This window comes from Comamonas badia DSM 17552, from assembly GCF_000484635.1.
In the GTDB taxonomy this organism is placed as follows: Bacteria; Pseudomonadota; Gammaproteobacteria; order Burkholderiales; family Burkholderiaceae_C; genus Comamonas_C; species Comamonas_C badia.
On record NZ_AXVM01000004.1, the window covers coordinates 195,373 to 210,618 of the forward strand.

Annotated in this window: 14 protein-coding genes; 12 read left to right on the forward strand and 2 right to left on the reverse strand. The window is 67.4% G+C overall.

Annotation, left to right across the window (positions count from 1 at the left end):
* Nucleotides 1-2 precede the first annotated feature (2 nt).
* The 3 genes from K320_RS0110160 to K320_RS0110170 all read left to right on the forward strand — a co-directional run bounded on the left by K320_RS0110160 (nt 3) and on the right by K320_RS0110170 (nt 3,918).
* Nucleotides 3-1,259 (forward strand): Zn-dependent hydrolase, encoded by a 1,257-nt coding sequence (locus K320_RS0110160; protein ID WP_024538730.1) that lies wholly within the window; start codon nt 3-5, stop codon nt 1,257-1,259.
* Nucleotides 1,256-2,722 carry a M81 family metallopeptidase gene (locus tag K320_RS0110165; protein ID WP_024538731.1) on the forward strand — a complete coding sequence of 489 codons (1,467 nt, stop codon included), beginning with the start codon at nt 1,256-1,258 and terminating at the stop codon, nt 2,720-2,722. Before K320_RS0110160 ends, K320_RS0110165 begins: the two co-directional genes overlap by 4 nt.
* Before the next feature lie 104 nt (nt 2,723-2,826).
* On the forward strand, nt 2,827-3,918 hold the full coding sequence (locus K320_RS0110170; RefSeq protein ID WP_024538732.1) for a PQQ-dependent sugar dehydrogenase: 1,092 nt from the start codon (nt 2,827-2,829) through the stop codon (nt 3,916-3,918).
* Between the two features lie 146 nt (nt 3,919-4,064).
* Here K320_RS0110170 and K320_RS0110175 read toward each other — a convergent pair whose 3' ends face one another.
* Complete coding sequence (locus K320_RS0110175; RefSeq protein ID WP_024538733.1) at nt 4,065-6,110, reverse strand: lytic transglycosylase domain-containing protein; 2,046 nt, start codon at nt 6,108-6,110, stop codon at nt 4,065-4,067.
* 17 nt (nt 6,111-6,127) lie between these two features.
* On the opposite strand from K320_RS0110175, the gene K320_RS0110180 reads away from it, so the two are divergent.
* From K320_RS0110180 to glcF, 9 genes are all read left to right on the forward strand, one after another.
* Nucleotides 6,128-6,700 carry a 5-formyltetrahydrofolate cyclo-ligase gene (locus K320_RS0110180; protein WP_024538734.1) on the forward strand — a complete coding sequence of 191 codons (573 nt, stop codon included), beginning with the start codon at nt 6,128-6,130 and terminating at the stop codon, nt 6,698-6,700.
* 17 nt (nt 6,701-6,717) lie between these two features.
* The gene (locus tag K320_RS0110185) at nt 6,718-7,401 is read left to right on the forward strand and encodes a glutathione S-transferase family protein (protein ID WP_024538735.1); all 684 of its coding nucleotides are present in this window, start codon (nt 6,718-6,720) and stop codon (nt 7,399-7,401) included.
* A gap of 58 nt (nt 7,402-7,459) precedes the next feature.
* Entirely contained in the window at nt 7,460-7,732 is a 273-nt protein-coding gene (locus K320_RS0110190) for a hypothetical protein (RefSeq protein ID WP_024538736.1), read from the forward strand.
* The gene (locus K320_RS0110195) at nt 7,733-8,029 is read left to right on the forward strand and encodes a type II toxin-antitoxin system RelE/ParE family toxin (RefSeq protein ID WP_024538737.1); all 297 of its coding nucleotides are present in this window, start codon (nt 7,733-7,735) and stop codon (nt 8,027-8,029) included. It abuts the gene before it with no gap.
* Nucleotides 8,030-8,039: 10 nt separating this feature from the next.
* A complete protein-coding gene (locus K320_RS0110200) occupies nt 8,040-9,299 on the forward strand; it encodes a multifunctional CCA addition/repair protein (protein ID WP_024538738.1) in 1,260 nt (419 codons plus the stop codon).
* 197 nt (nt 9,300-9,496) lie between these two features.
* Entirely contained in the window at nt 9,497-10,231 is a 735-nt protein-coding gene (glcC, locus tag K320_RS0110205) for a transcriptional regulator GlcC (protein WP_024538739.1), read from the forward strand.
* Nucleotides 10,232-10,372: 141 nt separating this feature from the next.
* Complete coding sequence (locus K320_RS0110210) at nt 10,373-11,857, forward strand: FAD-linked oxidase C-terminal domain-containing protein (RefSeq protein ID WP_024538740.1); 1,485 nt, start codon at nt 10,373-10,375, stop codon at nt 11,855-11,857.
* 2 nt (nt 11,858-11,859) lie between these two features.
* On the forward strand, nt 11,860-12,978 hold the full coding sequence (gene glcE / locus K320_RS0110215) for a glycolate oxidase subunit GlcE (protein ID WP_024538741.1): 1,119 nt from the start codon (nt 11,860-11,862) through the stop codon (nt 12,976-12,978).
* Between the two features lie 3 nt (nt 12,979-12,981).
* Nucleotides 12,982-14,217 (forward strand): glycolate oxidase subunit GlcF, encoded by a 1,236-nt coding sequence (gene glcF / locus K320_RS0110220; RefSeq protein ID WP_024538742.1) that lies wholly within the window; start codon nt 12,982-12,984, stop codon nt 14,215-14,217.
* A 99-nt stretch (nt 14,218-14,316) separates the two neighbouring features.
* On the opposite strand, the gene K320_RS0110225 is transcribed toward glcF, so the two are convergent.
* Nucleotides 14,317-15,162, reverse strand: coding sequence for a hypothetical protein (locus tag K320_RS0110225; RefSeq protein ID WP_024538743.1), 846 nt, complete (start codon nt 15,160-15,162; stop codon nt 14,317-14,319).
* Between the last annotated feature and the right edge of the window lie 84 nt (nt 15,163-15,246).

Sequence of the window (15,246 nt, forward strand, 5' to 3'; positions counted from 1 at the left end):
TCATGGACATGAAGTCTTCCCCCTGCGCCGCGCTGCGCACCGACGGCGCACGCCTTTGGCAATCGCTGATGGACCTGGCGCGCATCGGCGCCACGGCCAAGGGCGGCGTGTGCCGCATCGCGCTCACCGAGCTGGATCGCCAGGGCCGCGACCTGTTCGTGCAGTGGGCCAAGGACGCCGGCTGCAGCATCCGCGTGGACGCCATCGGCAACATCTTCGCGCGCCGCGCAGGCGCGCAGGACGACCTGCCGCCGGTGATGACCGGCAGCCACATCGACACCCAGCCCACGGGCGGCAAGTTCGACGGCAACTATGGCGTGCTGGCCGGCCTGGAGGTGCTGCGCACCCTCAACGCTGCGGGAGTGCGCACGCGCGCGCCCATCGAGGTGGTGGTGTGGACGAATGAGGAAGGTTCGCGCTTCGTGCCGGTGATGATGGGCTCGGGCGTGTTCGCCGGCGCCTTCACGCTGGAGCATGCGCTGGCGCAGCACGACGCCCAGGGCGTGAGCGTAGGCGAGGCGCTGCAAGCCATCGGCTACGCCGGCCAGGGCGGCCCGGCGCCGGCCGTGGGCGCGTACTTCGAAGCGCATATCGAGCAGGGCCCGGTGCTGGAGAACCACGACCGCATCATCGGCGTGGTGACCGCCGCGCTGGGCCAGCGCTGGTACGACGTGAGCATCCAGGGCATGGAGGCGCACGCCGGCCCCACGCCCATGGAGCTGCGCCGCGATGCGCTGCTCGCCGCCAGCGAGCTGGTGCTGGAGGTGAACCGCATTGCCGTGCAGCGCAAACCCCATGCGCGCGGCACCGTGGGCACGATGGAGTTGTTCCCCAACTCGCGCAACGTCATCCCCGGCCGCGCCGGCCTGAGCGTGGACCTGCGCGCGCCCGACGACGCCCAGCTGCTGGACATGGATGCCGCGCTGCGCGCCGCCTGCGCGCGCATCGCCAGCGAACGCGGCCTGCAGATCGGCGTGGAGCAGGTGGTGTACTTTCCGCCCCAGCCCTTCACGCCGCAGCTGGTGGAAGCCGTGCGTGCCAACGCCGGCGACCTGGGCTACAGCAGCATGGACGTGGTCAGCGGAGCGGGCCACGACGCCGTGTACCTGGCGCGCGTGGCCCCCGCGGCCATGATCTTCGTGCCCTGCGACGACGGCATCAGCCACAACGAGATCGAGAACGCCGAACCCGCGCACCTGGAGGCCGGCTGCAACGTGCTGCTGCGCGCCATGCTGGCGGCGGCCGAGGTGGTGGCATGAAGATCCTGATCGCGCGGCTGAACCACGAGACCAACACCTTCTCGCCCGTGCCCACGCCCCTGGCGGCGTTCAACCCCAGCTATAACGAAGAGGCCTACCGCGCCAACAAGGGCATGCGCACGGCCATGGCTGCCTTCATCGACCTGGCGGAAAGCGCGGGCGCAACGCTGGTCACCCCCGTGTCGGCCATGGCCTACCCCAGCGGCCCGGTGCATGCCGCGGCCTATGACGAGCTCACGCGCCGCATCGTCGATGCCGTGCCGGGCTGCGACGCCATCCTGCTGGATCTGCACGGCGCCATGGTGGCCGAGAACAGTGCCGACGGCGAGGGCGACCTGCTGGCGCGCGTGCGCGCCGCCGCGCCCGGCGTGCCCCTGGGCGTGGCGCTGGATCTGCACGGCAACATCACCGAGAAGATGATCGCCAACGCCGACGTGATGGTGGGCTTCAAGACCTACCCGCATATCGACATGTACGAGACCGGCGAGCATGCCGGGCGCCTGCTGCTGCAGATGCTGCGCGGCGAGGCCCGCTACCGCGTCTGCTGGCACCCGCTGCCGCTGATGAGCCACACGCTGCGCAGCACCACGCTGGATGGCGCGATGCTGGGCGCCGTGCAGGCCGCGCGCGCGCTGGAAGCCGATGGCATGCCTGCGGTGACGGTGTTCGCCGGCTTCTCGCTGGCTGACATCGCGGCGCCCTGCATGAGCGTGGTCGCCACTTGCCGCGCCAAGGATGAGCAATCAAGCCAAACCGCCGTGGACGGCCTGGCGCAGCAGATCTGGCGGCGTCGGGACGAATATGTTTACCGCAGCGAACCCCTGGCCGATTCGCTGCGCCGCGCCGCAGAGCTAGCGAAGGGCGCAAGCCGGCCCGTGCTGCTGCTGGACCATGGCGACAACTGCATGTCGGGCGGCACCTGCGACACCATGGACGTGCTGCAGGCGGCGCTGGCGCTAGGCCTGACGGGCATTGCCGTGGGCCCTATCTGCGACCCTGAGGCAGTGGCAACCATGACCCAGATCGGCATCGGCGAAGAAGTCGAAATCGCGCTGGGTAACAAGGTTTCGCTCGAACGCATCGGCCTGCACAAACAGCCGCTGCGGCTGCGCGGCCGCGTGCGAGCCATCAGCGACGGCAGCTACACCGTCACCGGCCCGATCTACACCGGCGAGCGCTGCCACATGGGCCGATCGGTGTGCCTGGACATAGGCAGTGCGCAGATCGTGGTCACCGAGCAGACCCATGAGCCCTGGGATCTGGGCGTGTTCCACTGCGTGGGCATGGATCCGACGCAGTTCCGCTACCTGTTGCTCAAGTCACGCATGTACTGCCGGCCGGTGTTCGTGCCGCTGTCGGCCGGATTGGTCGAGTGCGACAGCCCCGGCGTGACCACCTCGGACTACGCACGCTTTACATTTGCCAACGTGAAGTATCCGGTCTATCCGCTGGACCCGCTCTGACCGTGACTACCACCACACCACGCCAGCCTCGACACCTTGCCACTGCTGTTCTGCTGCGAAGCAGGTGGTTCTTGTGGGCCTGCCTGACAGTCGCCTTTTGCCACATGGTGGCAGCCCAGCCATCCACGCAAGTCAGGCCTGAGGTGATGGCCACCGACCTGGACCACCCCTGGGCCGTCGCCTTCCTGCCCGAGGGCCGTTTTCTCGTCACCGAACGGCCCGGCCGCATGCGCGTGATCGAGCCCGATGGGCGTGTGCATGCACCCCTTGGCGGCGTGCCTGCGGTGGCGGCAAGCGGCCAGGGCGGCTTGCTCGACATAGCGCTTGATTCCGGCTTTGCGCGCAACCGCCTGCTCTACTTCTGCTACGCCGAGCCGGGGAACAACGGCAGCAGCGGCACCGCGCTCGCCCGTGCGCGCCTGAACGAAGACCTGACCAGTCTGCAGGATGTGCAGGTGATCTTCCGCCAGCAGCCCAAGGTGGCCAGCCGCCTGCACTTCGGCTGCCGCATCGCCGAGCGGCAGGTGGGCGGCAAGAGCGACGGCACGCTGTTTCTCACGCTCGGCGAGCGCTTCAGCCAGCGCGATGCGGCGCAGCGCCTGGATAACCACCTGGGCAAGGTGGTGCGCGTGGGCAAGGACGGCAGCGTGCCGAAAGACAATCCCTTCATTGGCCGCGGCGGCACGCTGCCGGAGATATGGAGCCATGGCCACCGCAACGGCCAGGGCGCCGCCATCGCGCCCGATGGGCAGTTCTGGATGACCGAGCATGGCGCCATGGGTGGCGACGAAATCAACCTGCCGCGCGCCGGCGGCAACCACGGCTGGCCGGTGGTGAGCTTTGGCGTGAACTACGACGGCACGCCCGTGGGTACGGGCCAGAGCGGCGCACCGGGCATGCAGGCGCCGCTGCATCACTGGACGCCCTCGATCGCACCTTCGGGCATGGCGTTTCTCACCAGCGACCGGTATGGCAGCGGCTGGCAAGGGGGCCTGTTCGTCGGTTCGCTCAAGTTCCGGTACCTGGCGCGCCTCACGCTCAGGGATGGCCGCGTGGTGGGCGAAGAGCGCCTGCTGCAGAACCTGAAGCGGCGCATCCGCGACGTGCGCCAGGGGCCGGATGGCTGGCTTTATGTGCTGACGGACGAAGACAAGGGGCAATTGCTGCGGATACTGCCCGCACCCATGACGAAATGACCGGCGACGGGCGTCGCCATGAAAAGTGAAGCGCGCCCCCGGATCATGCGCCGCAAGGCGCGTCACCGCCGCGCAGCGCGGTCATGCTTCATCGCGCCCTCAGAGACTGAGAGTTTTTTGGCCGTGCCCGAAAGATTCTCAGTCCCTCAGGGCAAATCGGGCTCCGGGTCGCGGTCATTGCTCGCGCGCGGGCCGATCGTGCCCAGCCTCGCCTTGAGCGACTGCGGCTGGCCAGTGATGATGGCGGCGTAGTTCACGGTATTGGCCAGCACCTTCTTGACGTAGTCGCGCGTCTCGTTGAAGGGCACGTTCTCGGCCCAGATCGCGGCCTCCAGCACCGGGCCGTTGCGCCAGCTTCTGGGGCGCCCGGGGCCTGCGTTGTAAGCGGCGGCGGCCAGCGGCATGGAGTCGTCGAAATCGTCCAGCGCCAGCTTGAGGTAGGCCGTGCCTATGGCCAGGTTGGTTTCCTTGTCGTTGAGCTGATCGGTGGTGAAACCGGCGAGGCCGATCTTCTTCGCCGTCCAGCGCGCCGTGGCGGGCATCACCTGCATCAGGCCCGAGGCGCCAACGTGCGAGCGCGCGTCCATGATGAAGCGGCTCTCCTGGCGCACCAGGCCGTAGACATAGGCCGGGGCCAGCCCGATCTCGGCCGTGCGGCGCAGCACCGCGTCGTGAAACGGCATCGGAAAGCGCTGCGCGCTGTCGATGAAGCCCTTGGTGCGCTCGCTGGTGTTGATGCAGCGGTCCCAGACCTCCTGGCTGCAGGCGAAATCGGCGGCGGCCAGCAGCTCGCGGTCGCCCATGCCGCCGCTCTGGTGCAGGTTGGTGGTGTAGTTCCATTCGCGCACGCCTTCGCCGCGCAGGCCCAGCAGGATGGCGTAGAGCGCGCGGTTGAGCCCTGGGTTGGCGCGGGCGGCGGCTTTTTCTTCAGCGGTGAGTGGCGCGGGCGCGGGCGGCGTCTGGATACGCCCGCCGATCTCTTCCATCGCCAGTTGCTCGTAAAAGCCGGTGGTGCCGGCGATGCTGGCGAACAAGGCTTCGGCCTGCGCCTTGACGTCGGCGCTCGGCTGGCCTGCCATCAGCGCACGAGCCTTCCAATAGACCCAGGTGCTTTCCTCACGCAGCGCCGGGCGCATGGCGGCGATGGCCTGGCGCACCTGCTTCCACTGGCCGGCGCGCAGCGCGGCACGCGCCTTCCAGGCCAACATCTCGCCGGGCAAATCGGCATCGCGCGTGACCTTGGCAAAGTAGGCCATCGCGTCGTCGGACAGCGACAGCGCCGCCTGCCGCCCGATCGCACCCCAGACCCAGTCGCGCTGCTCGCTGCTCAACCGCTCGGTCCAGGTATCGGACAGCAGCCGTGCCGCGCCGGTGTAATTGCTCATCGCCAGGCGCACCAGCGCCAGCGTGACGAGTTCGCTGGAATGTTCGCGCCGCGCCGCTGCAGCCGGTGCCGCCGCAGGTTTGTGCTTGCCTTTGGTCTTGCTGGCCTTGGCCTTCGCAACGGGACCGCCCAACGCGAGGTATTTGCTGGGAGCGCCGAAGGCTTCATTGAACTGCCCCAGCAGCTGCGGCGCCACCGCCTCCACGGCCGCACGCGACTGCCCCGGATGGTTGATTTCGCCCCCCAGGCGCGCCTTGCGCCAGACATCCAGCGGCTGGATGCGGCCATCGGCCAGCAGCTGCGCGGCCGCCTGGGTGCAGCCGTCGCTGCTTCTCTTCTGGGCATACCAGCGGTTCAGAACCTGATCGCCCACATCGGCGGGTGCACTGCCCCTGATTTCAGCCACCAGCAAGGCATAGCACTGGACGTTGGGGTCGTCGCGCATGCGAAAGTCCTGCAGCACATCGGAAAAACGCTGCCAGTCGCGGCGCTGTCCAAGAATCAGCAGCCAGTCGTTGCGCAGGCGGTCTTCCTGGTAGGTGCCCTTCCAGCGCTGGAAAAAAGCCTGCACTTCCTCATCGCTGGCGGACTCCAGCCGCGCCTTGAGCTCCCAATACGCCGCCCAGGCCTCAAGCGGGCTGCCCGCCGCCTGCGGCAAAAGCTGCGCCAGCTGCGCGCGGTCGCCCTTGCGATAGGCCTTCTGCATCTGCAGCAGCGCCTCGTCACTGGCGTTTTGCGCCTGCGCGGGCATTGCCGCCATCACCACCAGGGCCGCGATCAGCGGTGTCAGAATGCGCAGGGTCTTCATGGGAGAGGAATTATCGGATGGACAAGCAAGCCCTGCGCCGGAAACTGGTGGCCGAGCGCCAATCCCTGCCCGACCGCCTGCAGCGCGCCGACGCGCTGCAGCAGGTGATGCGCTTCTGGCTGGTGGGGCGCAGCGACACGCTGATTGGCGCCTACTGGCCGATCAAGGGCGAGTTCGATCCGCTGCCCGCGCTGCACCGCTGGAAGGAAGATGGCGAGCTGATGGAGGAGCCCCAGCGCAGGCGCATAGCCCTGCCGGTGATCGACAAGGCCACCAAGACGCTGAGCTTTCACGCCTGGTACCCGGGCTGCCCGATGGAAGAAGACGCCTATGGCATCCCCAAGCCCAAGGACACCGAGGTGCTGCACCCCACGCTGCTGTTCGTGCCCTGCGTGGGCTACGGCGCGGGCGGCTACCGCCTGGGCTATGGCGGCGGCTTTTACGACCGCACGCTGGCCGCGCTGCGGCCGCGCCCCTTCACCGTGGGGCTGGGATACACGCAAGGCCATGTCGATGATTTCGAGCCCGAGCCGCACGACGAGCCGCTTGACGCCATCTTCAACGACAACGGCATCGTCTGGCCGTATTGAGTCAATGAAGGAAAACCATGCTGCAGTTCCATACCGGCAACAAGAACTATTCCTCCTGGTCCATGCGCGTGGGCGTGCTGCTGGCGCAGGCGCAGATCCCGCACGAGGAAACCGTGCTGCGCATGGACGGCTTCGGGCCGGATTCCGAATTCAAGCAGCGCCTGCGCGCCATCAGCCCCACGGGCAAGGTGCCGCTGCTGATCGACGGCGACACCACGGTCTGGGATTCGCTGGCCATCGTCGAATACCTGGCCGAGCGCTTTCCCGAAAAACACCTCTGGCCCCAGGACGGCAGCGCGCGCGCCCGCGCCCGCAGCGTGGTGGCCGAGCTGCACAGCGGCTTTGGCGCGCTGCGCCAGCACTGCTCGATGAGCATAGAAGCGCAGCTGCCCGACGTGGGCGCCATCATCTGGCGCGACCAGCCGACCGTGCGCGCCGATGTGCAGCGCGCCGTGGACCTCATCACCGAGCTGCTGGCCACCTATGGCGGGCCGATGCTGTTTGGCGCCTTCTCGATCGCCGATGCCTGGTACGCACCCATGTGCATGCGCTTTGCCACCTACGCCCTGCCGCTGCCCCGGCAGGTGCAGGACTATGTGCAGCGCGTGCAGGCGCTGCCGGGCGTGAAGGCCTGGGTGGATGCGGCGCACGCCGAGCAGGATTTTCTGGCGTTCATGGAGCCGTACCGGTTGCGGCGGTAGCACGGTCGGGATGTAGCACACATGCGCTACATTTGGCTCAATTCCTTTGGAGGCAGCCATGTCTACCACCACGATTCGCCTTGAAGACACGCTCAAAGAGCGCATCAACACCGCCGCCGGGCAAGCAGGGAAAACGGCGCACGCCTTCATCCTCGAAGCCTTGGAGCGTCGGGTGAATCAGGTCGAGCAGGACAACGCCTTCGAGGCACTGGCCGAAGAGCGCTGGGCACGCATCCGAGCCACCGGCAAGACGGTGGACTGGGAAGAAGCCAAGACCTGGATCACTGCGCGTGCCAACGGAACGCCCGCACCCAAACCCGGCGCACATTGAATGCCGCAGCTGGAGCTTGCCCCGGAAGTCCTGGACGATTTCGACCGTTTTTTCAACCACATCGCCCGCTACGACCCGCAGAGTGCGCCCGAGCGTATCGGTGCGATCGTGCAGGCCCTGCAAGTCCTCACCCATAGCCCACTGATCGGACGGCCTGCGCGTGGTGGCCTGCGTGAACTGGTGATTGGCCACGGTACACGAGGCTATGTGGCGCTGTACCGCTTCGTCCCCCCACTGGATACCGCGTTTGTCCTGGCCATACGTCACCAGAGCGAAGCTGGGTTCAGCCACCCCTAAACTCGAAAGCATGCAGATCTACCAAGTCGGCGGCGCCGTGCGCGACAGGCTCCTGGGCCGCGCGGTGCACGACCGCGACTGGGTGGTCGTCGGCAGCACACCTGAAGAGATGGCCGCCGCCGGTTACCAGCCCGTGGGGCGCGACTTTCCGGTCTTTCTGCATCCGCAGACGCACGAGGAATACGCGCTGGCGCGCACCGAGCGCAAAAGCGGACGCGGCTACCACGGCTTCGTGGTGCATGCCAGTCCCGATGTCACGCTGGAAGAAGACCTGGCGCGGCGCGATCTCACCATCAATGCGATAGCTGCAAACGCAGAATGGACGGGTACTGGGGCCGTATTTGACCCGTATAACGGCGTGGCCGATCTGCACGCCCGCGTGCTGCGCCATGTGAGCCCGGCATTTGCCGAAGACCCGGTGCGCATCCTGCGCGTGGCGCGCTTTGCGGCGCGCTTCACTGATTTTTCCGTCGCGCCCGAAACGCTGGCGCTGATGCGCCAGATGGTGGACAACGGCGAGATCGATCACCTGGTGCCCGAGCGCGTCTGGCAGGAACTCGCGCGCGGGCTGATGGAGGCCAGGCCGTCCCGCATGCTGCAGGTGCTGCGCGAGTGCGGCGCGCTGGCCGTGCTGCTGCCCGAGGTTGAGCGCCTCTGGGGCGTACCGCAGCGCGCCGACTACCACCCTGAGGTGGACACCGGCGTGCACCTGCTGCTGGTGCTGGACATGGCCGCGCACCTGCAGACCAAGCTTGCCGTGCGCTTTGCCTGCCTCACGCACGACCTGGGCAAGGGCACCACGCCCGCGCACATCCTGCCGCGCCACCTGGGCCACGAAGGGCGCAGCGCCGCGCTGCTGCAGGATGTGTGCGAGCGCCTGCGCGTGCCCACCGATTGCCGCGAAACCGCCGACGTGGTGGCGCGCGAGCACGGCAACATCCATCGCAGCGAGAGCCTGAATGCCGACGCCATCCTGCGCCTGCTGGAGCGCTGCGACGCGCTGCGCCAGAGCGCGCGCTTTGTCGACGTGCTGCTGGCCTGCGAATGCGATGCGCGCGGGCGCGGCGGCCTGCAGGATTCGCCCTACCCGCAGCGCCCGCGCCTGGCGGCGGCACTGCAGGTGGTGCAGCAGGTGGCCACCGCGCCGATTGCCGCGCAGGCCGCCGCCAGCGGGGCACGCGGCCCGCAGGTGGGCGACGCCATCCGCCGCGCGCGGGTGCAGGCGCTGCAGCAGTGGCTGAACGACCCAGCGGCAGCGGAACCTTCCTGAGCGCCTTCCCGGCGCATCGGCAAGCGGGTAAAGTGGTATGACCAGTTGACCCCCATAAAGTCGACCCAGTGAGTCTCAAGTTGTGGGAGCGGCTTCAGCCGCGAATACCGCCGTTCGCGGCTGAAGCCGCTCCCACGGCCAGTACAAACTTCACAGGGCCGAATCCATCGGCGGTCACTGATCCAAGGAGTGCGATCATGCCCGTTGCGGATCTGGTGGTGCAGCGGCTGGAGGCCCTGATCACCGATGGAATACTCAAACCCGGCCAGGCCCTGCCTTCGGAGCGCAGCCTGTCGGCGCGGCTCAATGCGTCACGCGCAGCCATACGCGAAGGACTGCGCGCCCTGCGTGCGCGCGGTCTGATCGAGACCGTCCACGGGCGCGGCTCCATCGTGGCCAGCCTGGTGAAAAAAGCCGAGCTGCCGCCGTTGATGCGCCAGCTGCAGTCGCGCCCCGAGACGCTGTACGACCTCTTCGAGGTGCGCCAGATGCTGGAGGCCGAATCCGCCCGCCTGGCCGCCCTGCGCGGCACCCCGGCGGATTTCGCGCGCATCACGCGCCGCTACGAAGAAATGCAAACGCCGCGCAGCCCGGCCACCAGCGCCGCCACGCTGGCCCAGCGCGACCACGCGTTTCACGCAGCAATCTGCGCGGCCTCGCACAACCCGGTGCTGGTGCACACGCTGAGTTCTCTCGCCGATCTGCTGCTGACCTCGGTCTTCGCATCCGTCAACAACCTCTACCACCGCGAGGAGGACATGCGCGTGATCGACCGTCAGCATGCGCGGCTCTACAAGGCCATCCTGGCGCGCGATTCCGAGCAGGCCAGGCGGCTGGCTGGCGCGCATATCGATACGGTGATCGCCTGCCTGCGCGAGATAGAAGCGTCTGAGCACCCGCTTGTGGTGGATGCGCTGCCCACGGCGCCCTGAATGGCACTTCCGCGGCCGATGCGGTAACTGGTCATACCACTGCCCAAGGCTATCGACACCGCTCCGCACATGACCAACAATCAGGCGCGTCTTGCTGAACGGGGGCGCGAAACCCATGCGCCCACAAAACCACTCCCCTTCATGACAGCCACCACCCCCGACCACCGCGCCGCACGCCAGGCAGAGATCGTGCAAGCCCTGCTCAATTGCGTGCCCGCGCATGCCCTGCTCTGGAACGCCGAGGACACCACGCCGTATGAGTGCGACGGCCTCACCGCCTACCGCCAGCGCCCGCTGGTCGTCTGCCTGCCCGAGACCGAAGACCAGGTGCAGGCGGTGCTGCGCGCCTGCCATCGCCTGGCCGTGCCGGTGGTGGCGCGCGGCGCGGGCACCGGGCTCTCGGGCGGCGCGCTGCCGCATGCGATGGGCGTGACGCTGTCGCTGGCCAAGTTCAACCGCATCCTGCAGATCGATCCGCTGGCCCGCACCACCCGCGTGCAGTGCGGCGTGAGGAACCTCGCGATCAGCGAAGCCGCCGCCGCGCACGGCCTGTACTACGCGCCCGACCCCAGCAGCCAGATCGCCTGCACCATAGGCGGCAACATCGCCGAGAACTCCGGCGGCGTGCACTGCCTGAAATACGGCCTGACCTTGCACAACGTGCTGCGCGTGCGCGGCTTCACGGTGGCGGGCGAGCCGGTGGAGTTCGGCTCGGAGGCGCTCGACACCCCCGGCTACGACCTGCTGGCCGCCGTGATCGGCAGCGAAGGCATGCTCGCCGTCACGCTCGAAGCCACGGTGCGCCTGATCCCCAAGCCGCAGCTGGCGCGCTGCATCATGGCCAGCTTCGCCGACGTGCGCCACGCGGGCGAGGCGGTGGCCGCGGTGATCGCCGCCGGCATCATCCCCGCCGGGCTGGAGATGATGGACAAGCCCATGACCGCCGCAGTCGAGGACTTCGTGCACGCCGGCTACGACCTCGATGCCGCCGCCATCCTGCTATGCGAAAGCGACGGCACGCCCGAAGAGGTGGAAGAGGAAATCGGCCGCATGTCGCAGGTGCTGACTGCGGCTGGCGCTACGAAAATTGCAGTCAGCAACTCCGAGCAGGAGCGCCTGACTTTCTGGAGCGGGCGCAAGAACGCCTTCCCGGCGAGCGGGCGCATCAGCCCGGACTACATGTGCATGGATTCGACCATCCCGAGGAAGCGCCTGGCCGACATCCTGCTGGCGATCGCCGAGATGGAGAAAAAATACCGCCTGCGCTGCGTCAACGTGTTCCACGCGGGCGACGGCAACCTGCACCCGCTGATCCTGTTCGATGCCAACGATGCCGACGAGCTGCACCGCTGCGAGCTGTTTGGCGCCGACATTCTGGAAACCAGCGTCGCCATGGGCGGCACCGTGACCGGCGAGCACGGCGTGGGCGTGGAAAAGCTCAACTCCATGTGCGTGCAATTTTCCGCCGAGGAAAACGCGCAGATGCTGGCGCTGAAAAACGCCTTCGATCCCAGCGGCCACCTGAATCCGGGCAAGGTCATCCCCACCCTCAACCGCTGCGCCGAGTACGGCAAGATGCTGGTGCGCGCGGGCAGGATTGCGCACCCCGAGCTGGAGCGCTTCTGACCATGAACCCGCTTCAGACCCTCACCGAACAGGTGCGCGCCGCCCACGCCGCTCGCCAGCCGCTGGCCATCCGGGGCGGCGCCACCAAGGCCTTTCATCCCCAGGCCGCGGGCCTTGCGGGCGAGCCGCTCGATATGCGCCCGCTCTCGGGCATCCTGAGCCACGAGCCTACCGAGCTGGTCATCACCGCGCTGGCGGGCACGCCGCTGGCCGAGATGGAGGCGGCGCTGGCCGAACATGGCCAATACCTGCCGTTCGAGCCGCCGCAGTTCGGCGCGGGTGGCACAGGTGGCGGCACGTTGGGCGGCACCTTGGGCGGCATGGTGGCGGCAGGACTTTCTGGCCCTGCGCGCGCCAGCGTCGGCGCGGTGCGCGACTACGTGCTGGGCATGGAAATCCTCAACGGCCAGGGCCAGTTGCTGCGCTTTGGCGGGCAGGTGATGAAGAACGTCGCGGGCTACGACGTCGCGCGCCTCATGGCGGGCAGCTGGGGGCAGCTCGGGGTGATTACCGAAGTCAGCCTGAAAGTGCTGCCGCTGCCCGTGCTGGAAGCCACGCTGCGTTTTGAATGCACGCAAGACCAGGCGCTGCAGCGCCTGAACCAATGGGGCGGGCAGCCGCTGCCGCTGAACGCCAGTTGCTGGGTGCAGGCCAATGGGCAGGAACTGCTCTACGTTCGCCTGCGCGGTGCCCAGGCTGCCGTGCAAGCCGCCTGCCAACGCATGGGCGGAGAGCGCCTTGCCGATGTGACGGATGACTGGGTCGCCTGCCGCGACCAGCGTCTGCCCTGGTTTGCCAACCGCGCCGCAGACCACGCGCTGTGGCGGCTTTCCGTGCCGCAGACCGCGCCGGCGCTCGCCCTGCCCACGGGCATAGCCGCCCCGCTGGTGGAATGGCATGGCGGCCTGCGCTGGGTGCAGGCGCCGCTGGCGGCCGGTGACGCACTGCGCGCCGCCGCGCGCCAGGCCGGAGGAGATGCCACTGTTTTCATAGCTGCTGCCGCAGATGCAGCAAGCGCAAACGCCGAATTTGGCATTGAAAATCCGGCGCTTCAAGCCATTCACCAACGCCTGAAACAAGCTTTCGACCCGGCAGGCATCTTGAACACTGGGAGGGCCTGAGCCATGCAAACCCATCTCTCCCCGGAATTCGCCGGCACGCCCGACGGCATCGAGGCCGAAGCCATTCTGCGCAAATGCGTGCACTGCGGCTTCTGCACCGCCACCTGCCCCACCTACCAGCTGCTGGGCGACGAGCTCGACGGCCCGCGCGGGCGCATCTACCTGATGAAGCAGGTGCTCGAAGGCCAGGAAGTCACGCGCAGGACGCAGTTGCACCTGGACCGGTGCCTGACCTGTCGCAACTGCGAGACCACCTGCCCCAGCGGCGTGGAATACGGCAAGCTGCTTGATATCGGCCGGCGCGTGGTCGAAGAAAAAGTCACCCGCCCACCGGTGGAAAAGGCCGTGCGCTGGGCGCTGGCGCAGGGCCTGCCCTCGCCGCTGTTCGGCCCCGCGATGAAGCTGGGGCAAAGTGTGCGCGGCCTGTTGCCGCAGCGCCTGAAGGAAAAGGTGCCCCCGCGCCAAAGCGCCGGACACTGGCCCACCACGGTGCATGCGCGCAAGGTGCTGCTGCTGGCCGGCTGCGTGCAACCCACGATGGCGCCCAACATCAACGGCGCCACCGCGCGCGTGCTCGATGCCGCCGGCATCCAGACCCTGATCGCGCCCAAGGCCGGTTGCTGCGGCGCGGTGAAATTCCACCTCAACGACCAGCGCGGCGGCAAGGACGAGATGCGCACCAACATCGACGCCTGGCTGCCGATGCTCGAAAGCGGCGAGGTCGAATGCATCGTGATGAATGCCTCGGGCTGCGGCGTCACCGTCAAGGAGTACGGACACGCCTTGCAGCACGATCCGGAGTACGCTGACAAGGCCGCAAAAATCAGCGCCGCCACGCGCGATCTGTCTGAGCTGCTGCCCGACCTGGTGCCGCAGCTCAAGGACAAGGTCAAACCGCAGGCCGCGCCCATGGCCTGGCACCCGCCCTGCACGCTGCAGCACGGCCAGCAGCTGCGCGGTGGCGTGGAAAAGGGGCTGAAGGAGCTCGGGTTTGAACTGCGCCTGGCGGCCTGCGAATCGCATTTGTGCTGCGGCTCGGCCGGCACCTACTCGGTGCTGAACCCCGAGCTCTCGCACCAGCTGCGCGACCGCAAGATCGCCAACCTGGAGGCCGCCTTCCCCGACGCCCCCGCCCAGGCCATCCTCTCGGCCAACATCGGCTGCATCACGCATCTGCAGAACGGCACCCAGACGCCGGTGCGCCACTGGATAGAGATGCTGGACGAAGCATTGCGATAGGCAACATGCACGGCATCCAGCCGTGCTGTATGTCTTCTGCTGCAGACGTAAAAATGGCGACCCTCAGGTCGCCATTTTTGTGGATTCGGCTATGCCTGCTCAGGCCATCGCCCCTGCCGTGCTGCGCGGGTTGTTCAGGTCGTTGTTGATCACCTGCTGCTCCTGCGCCGTCAGCTGCGGGCCGTCGGTGGTCACGCGGCTGTCGTCGATGCGGAACCTGGCGATGATGGGCTTGAGCTCTTCCTTCTGGTGCTTCTCGCTGTAGCCGTTGAACAGGTGGCCGATCAGGCCGCGGCGCAGGTCGGAGGTGCCCATGAACCAGTCGGCGATCGGGAAGGACAGGTTCATGTTGTACTTCATCATGATGCCGAAGTTGTGGTGCAGGATGTGGTGGCGGCGGATGGTGTTGATGAAGGGCATGTGGCGCACGAACCAGTTCTCGTGCACGTGGCAGCAGTAGTGGAAGGTCTCGTACGTCAGGTAATAACCCATCATGGTCATCGCCACGATGAAGCCGGCGTTGGCGTTGAAGATCAGCGAGGCAAGGTAGCCCAGGCCCACGCCGCCTATGCCCACCACCGTCAGCACGCGCCACGGGAAGAACACGATGCGCCATTCGCGCGTGGTATCCATGGTGGGCTCGGCGTCGGTGAAGTACTGGTGGTGCTCGCGGGTGTGGCGCTCGTAGATGGCGCGCAGCGCGTACACGTCGATGCGGCGGTGCATCACGTGCATGTGCATGAACCACTCGACGAAGTTGCCGAACAGGAACACCGGGATCATCAGCAGCCATTCCCAGCGCGCGTTCTCGATATGGGAGAGGCACCACCAGATGCCGGCAATGCCCACGCCGTAGGTCACGGCCAGGTGCAGGATGCCGTTGTACAGCGGGCTGATGTTGGATTTGTACTTCTCGCGAAACTTGCGCTGACGCTCGGTCATCACGCGGTTGTACAAGGGGCTGTTTTCCGTGGAAGCGCTGGGGCTTGCTATCGACACGATGGACTCCTGAAGTGACGGTGTTGATAT

Excerpts from the sequence above, each read along its gene's own strand:
- K320_RS0110160 (WP_024538730.1), top strand. The coding sequence starts at position 3 with ATGGACATGAAGTCTTCCCCCTGCGCCGCGCTGCGCACCGACGGCGCA.
- K320_RS0110165 (WP_024538731.1), top strand. The coding sequence starts at position 1,256 with ATGAAGATCCTGATCGCGCGGCTGAACCACGAGACCAACACCTTCTCG.
- K320_RS0110170 (WP_024538732.1), top strand. The coding sequence starts at position 2,827 with ATGGTGGCAGCCCAGCCATCCACGCAAGTCAGGCCTGAGGTGATGGCC.
- K320_RS0110175 (WP_024538733.1), bottom strand. The coding sequence starts at position 6,110 with ATGAAGACCCTGCGCATTCTGACACCGCTGATCGCGGCCCTGGTGGTG.
- K320_RS0110180 (WP_024538734.1), top strand. The coding sequence starts at position 6,128 with ATGGACAAGCAAGCCCTGCGCCGGAAACTGGTGGCCGAGCGCCAATCC.
- K320_RS0110185 (WP_024538735.1), top strand. The coding sequence starts at position 6,718 with ATGCTGCAGTTCCATACCGGCAACAAGAACTATTCCTCCTGGTCCATG.
- K320_RS0110190 (WP_024538736.1), top strand. The coding sequence starts at position 7,460 with ATGTCTACCACCACGATTCGCCTTGAAGACACGCTCAAAGAGCGCATC.
- K320_RS0110195 (WP_024538737.1), top strand. The coding sequence starts at position 7,733 with ATGCCGCAGCTGGAGCTTGCCCCGGAAGTCCTGGACGATTTCGACCGT.
- K320_RS0110200 (WP_024538738.1), top strand. The coding sequence starts at position 8,040 with ATGCAGATCTACCAAGTCGGCGGCGCCGTGCGCGACAGGCTCCTGGGC.
- glcC (WP_024538739.1), top strand. The coding sequence starts at position 9,497 with ATGCCCGTTGCGGATCTGGTGGTGCAGCGGCTGGAGGCCCTGATCACC.
- K320_RS0110210 (WP_024538740.1), top strand. The coding sequence starts at position 10,373 with ATGACAGCCACCACCCCCGACCACCGCGCCGCACGCCAGGCAGAGATC.
- glcE (WP_024538741.1), top strand. The coding sequence starts at position 11,860 with ATGAACCCGCTTCAGACCCTCACCGAACAGGTGCGCGCCGCCCACGCC.
- glcF (WP_024538742.1), top strand. The coding sequence starts at position 12,982 with ATGCAAACCCATCTCTCCCCGGAATTCGCCGGCACGCCCGACGGCATC.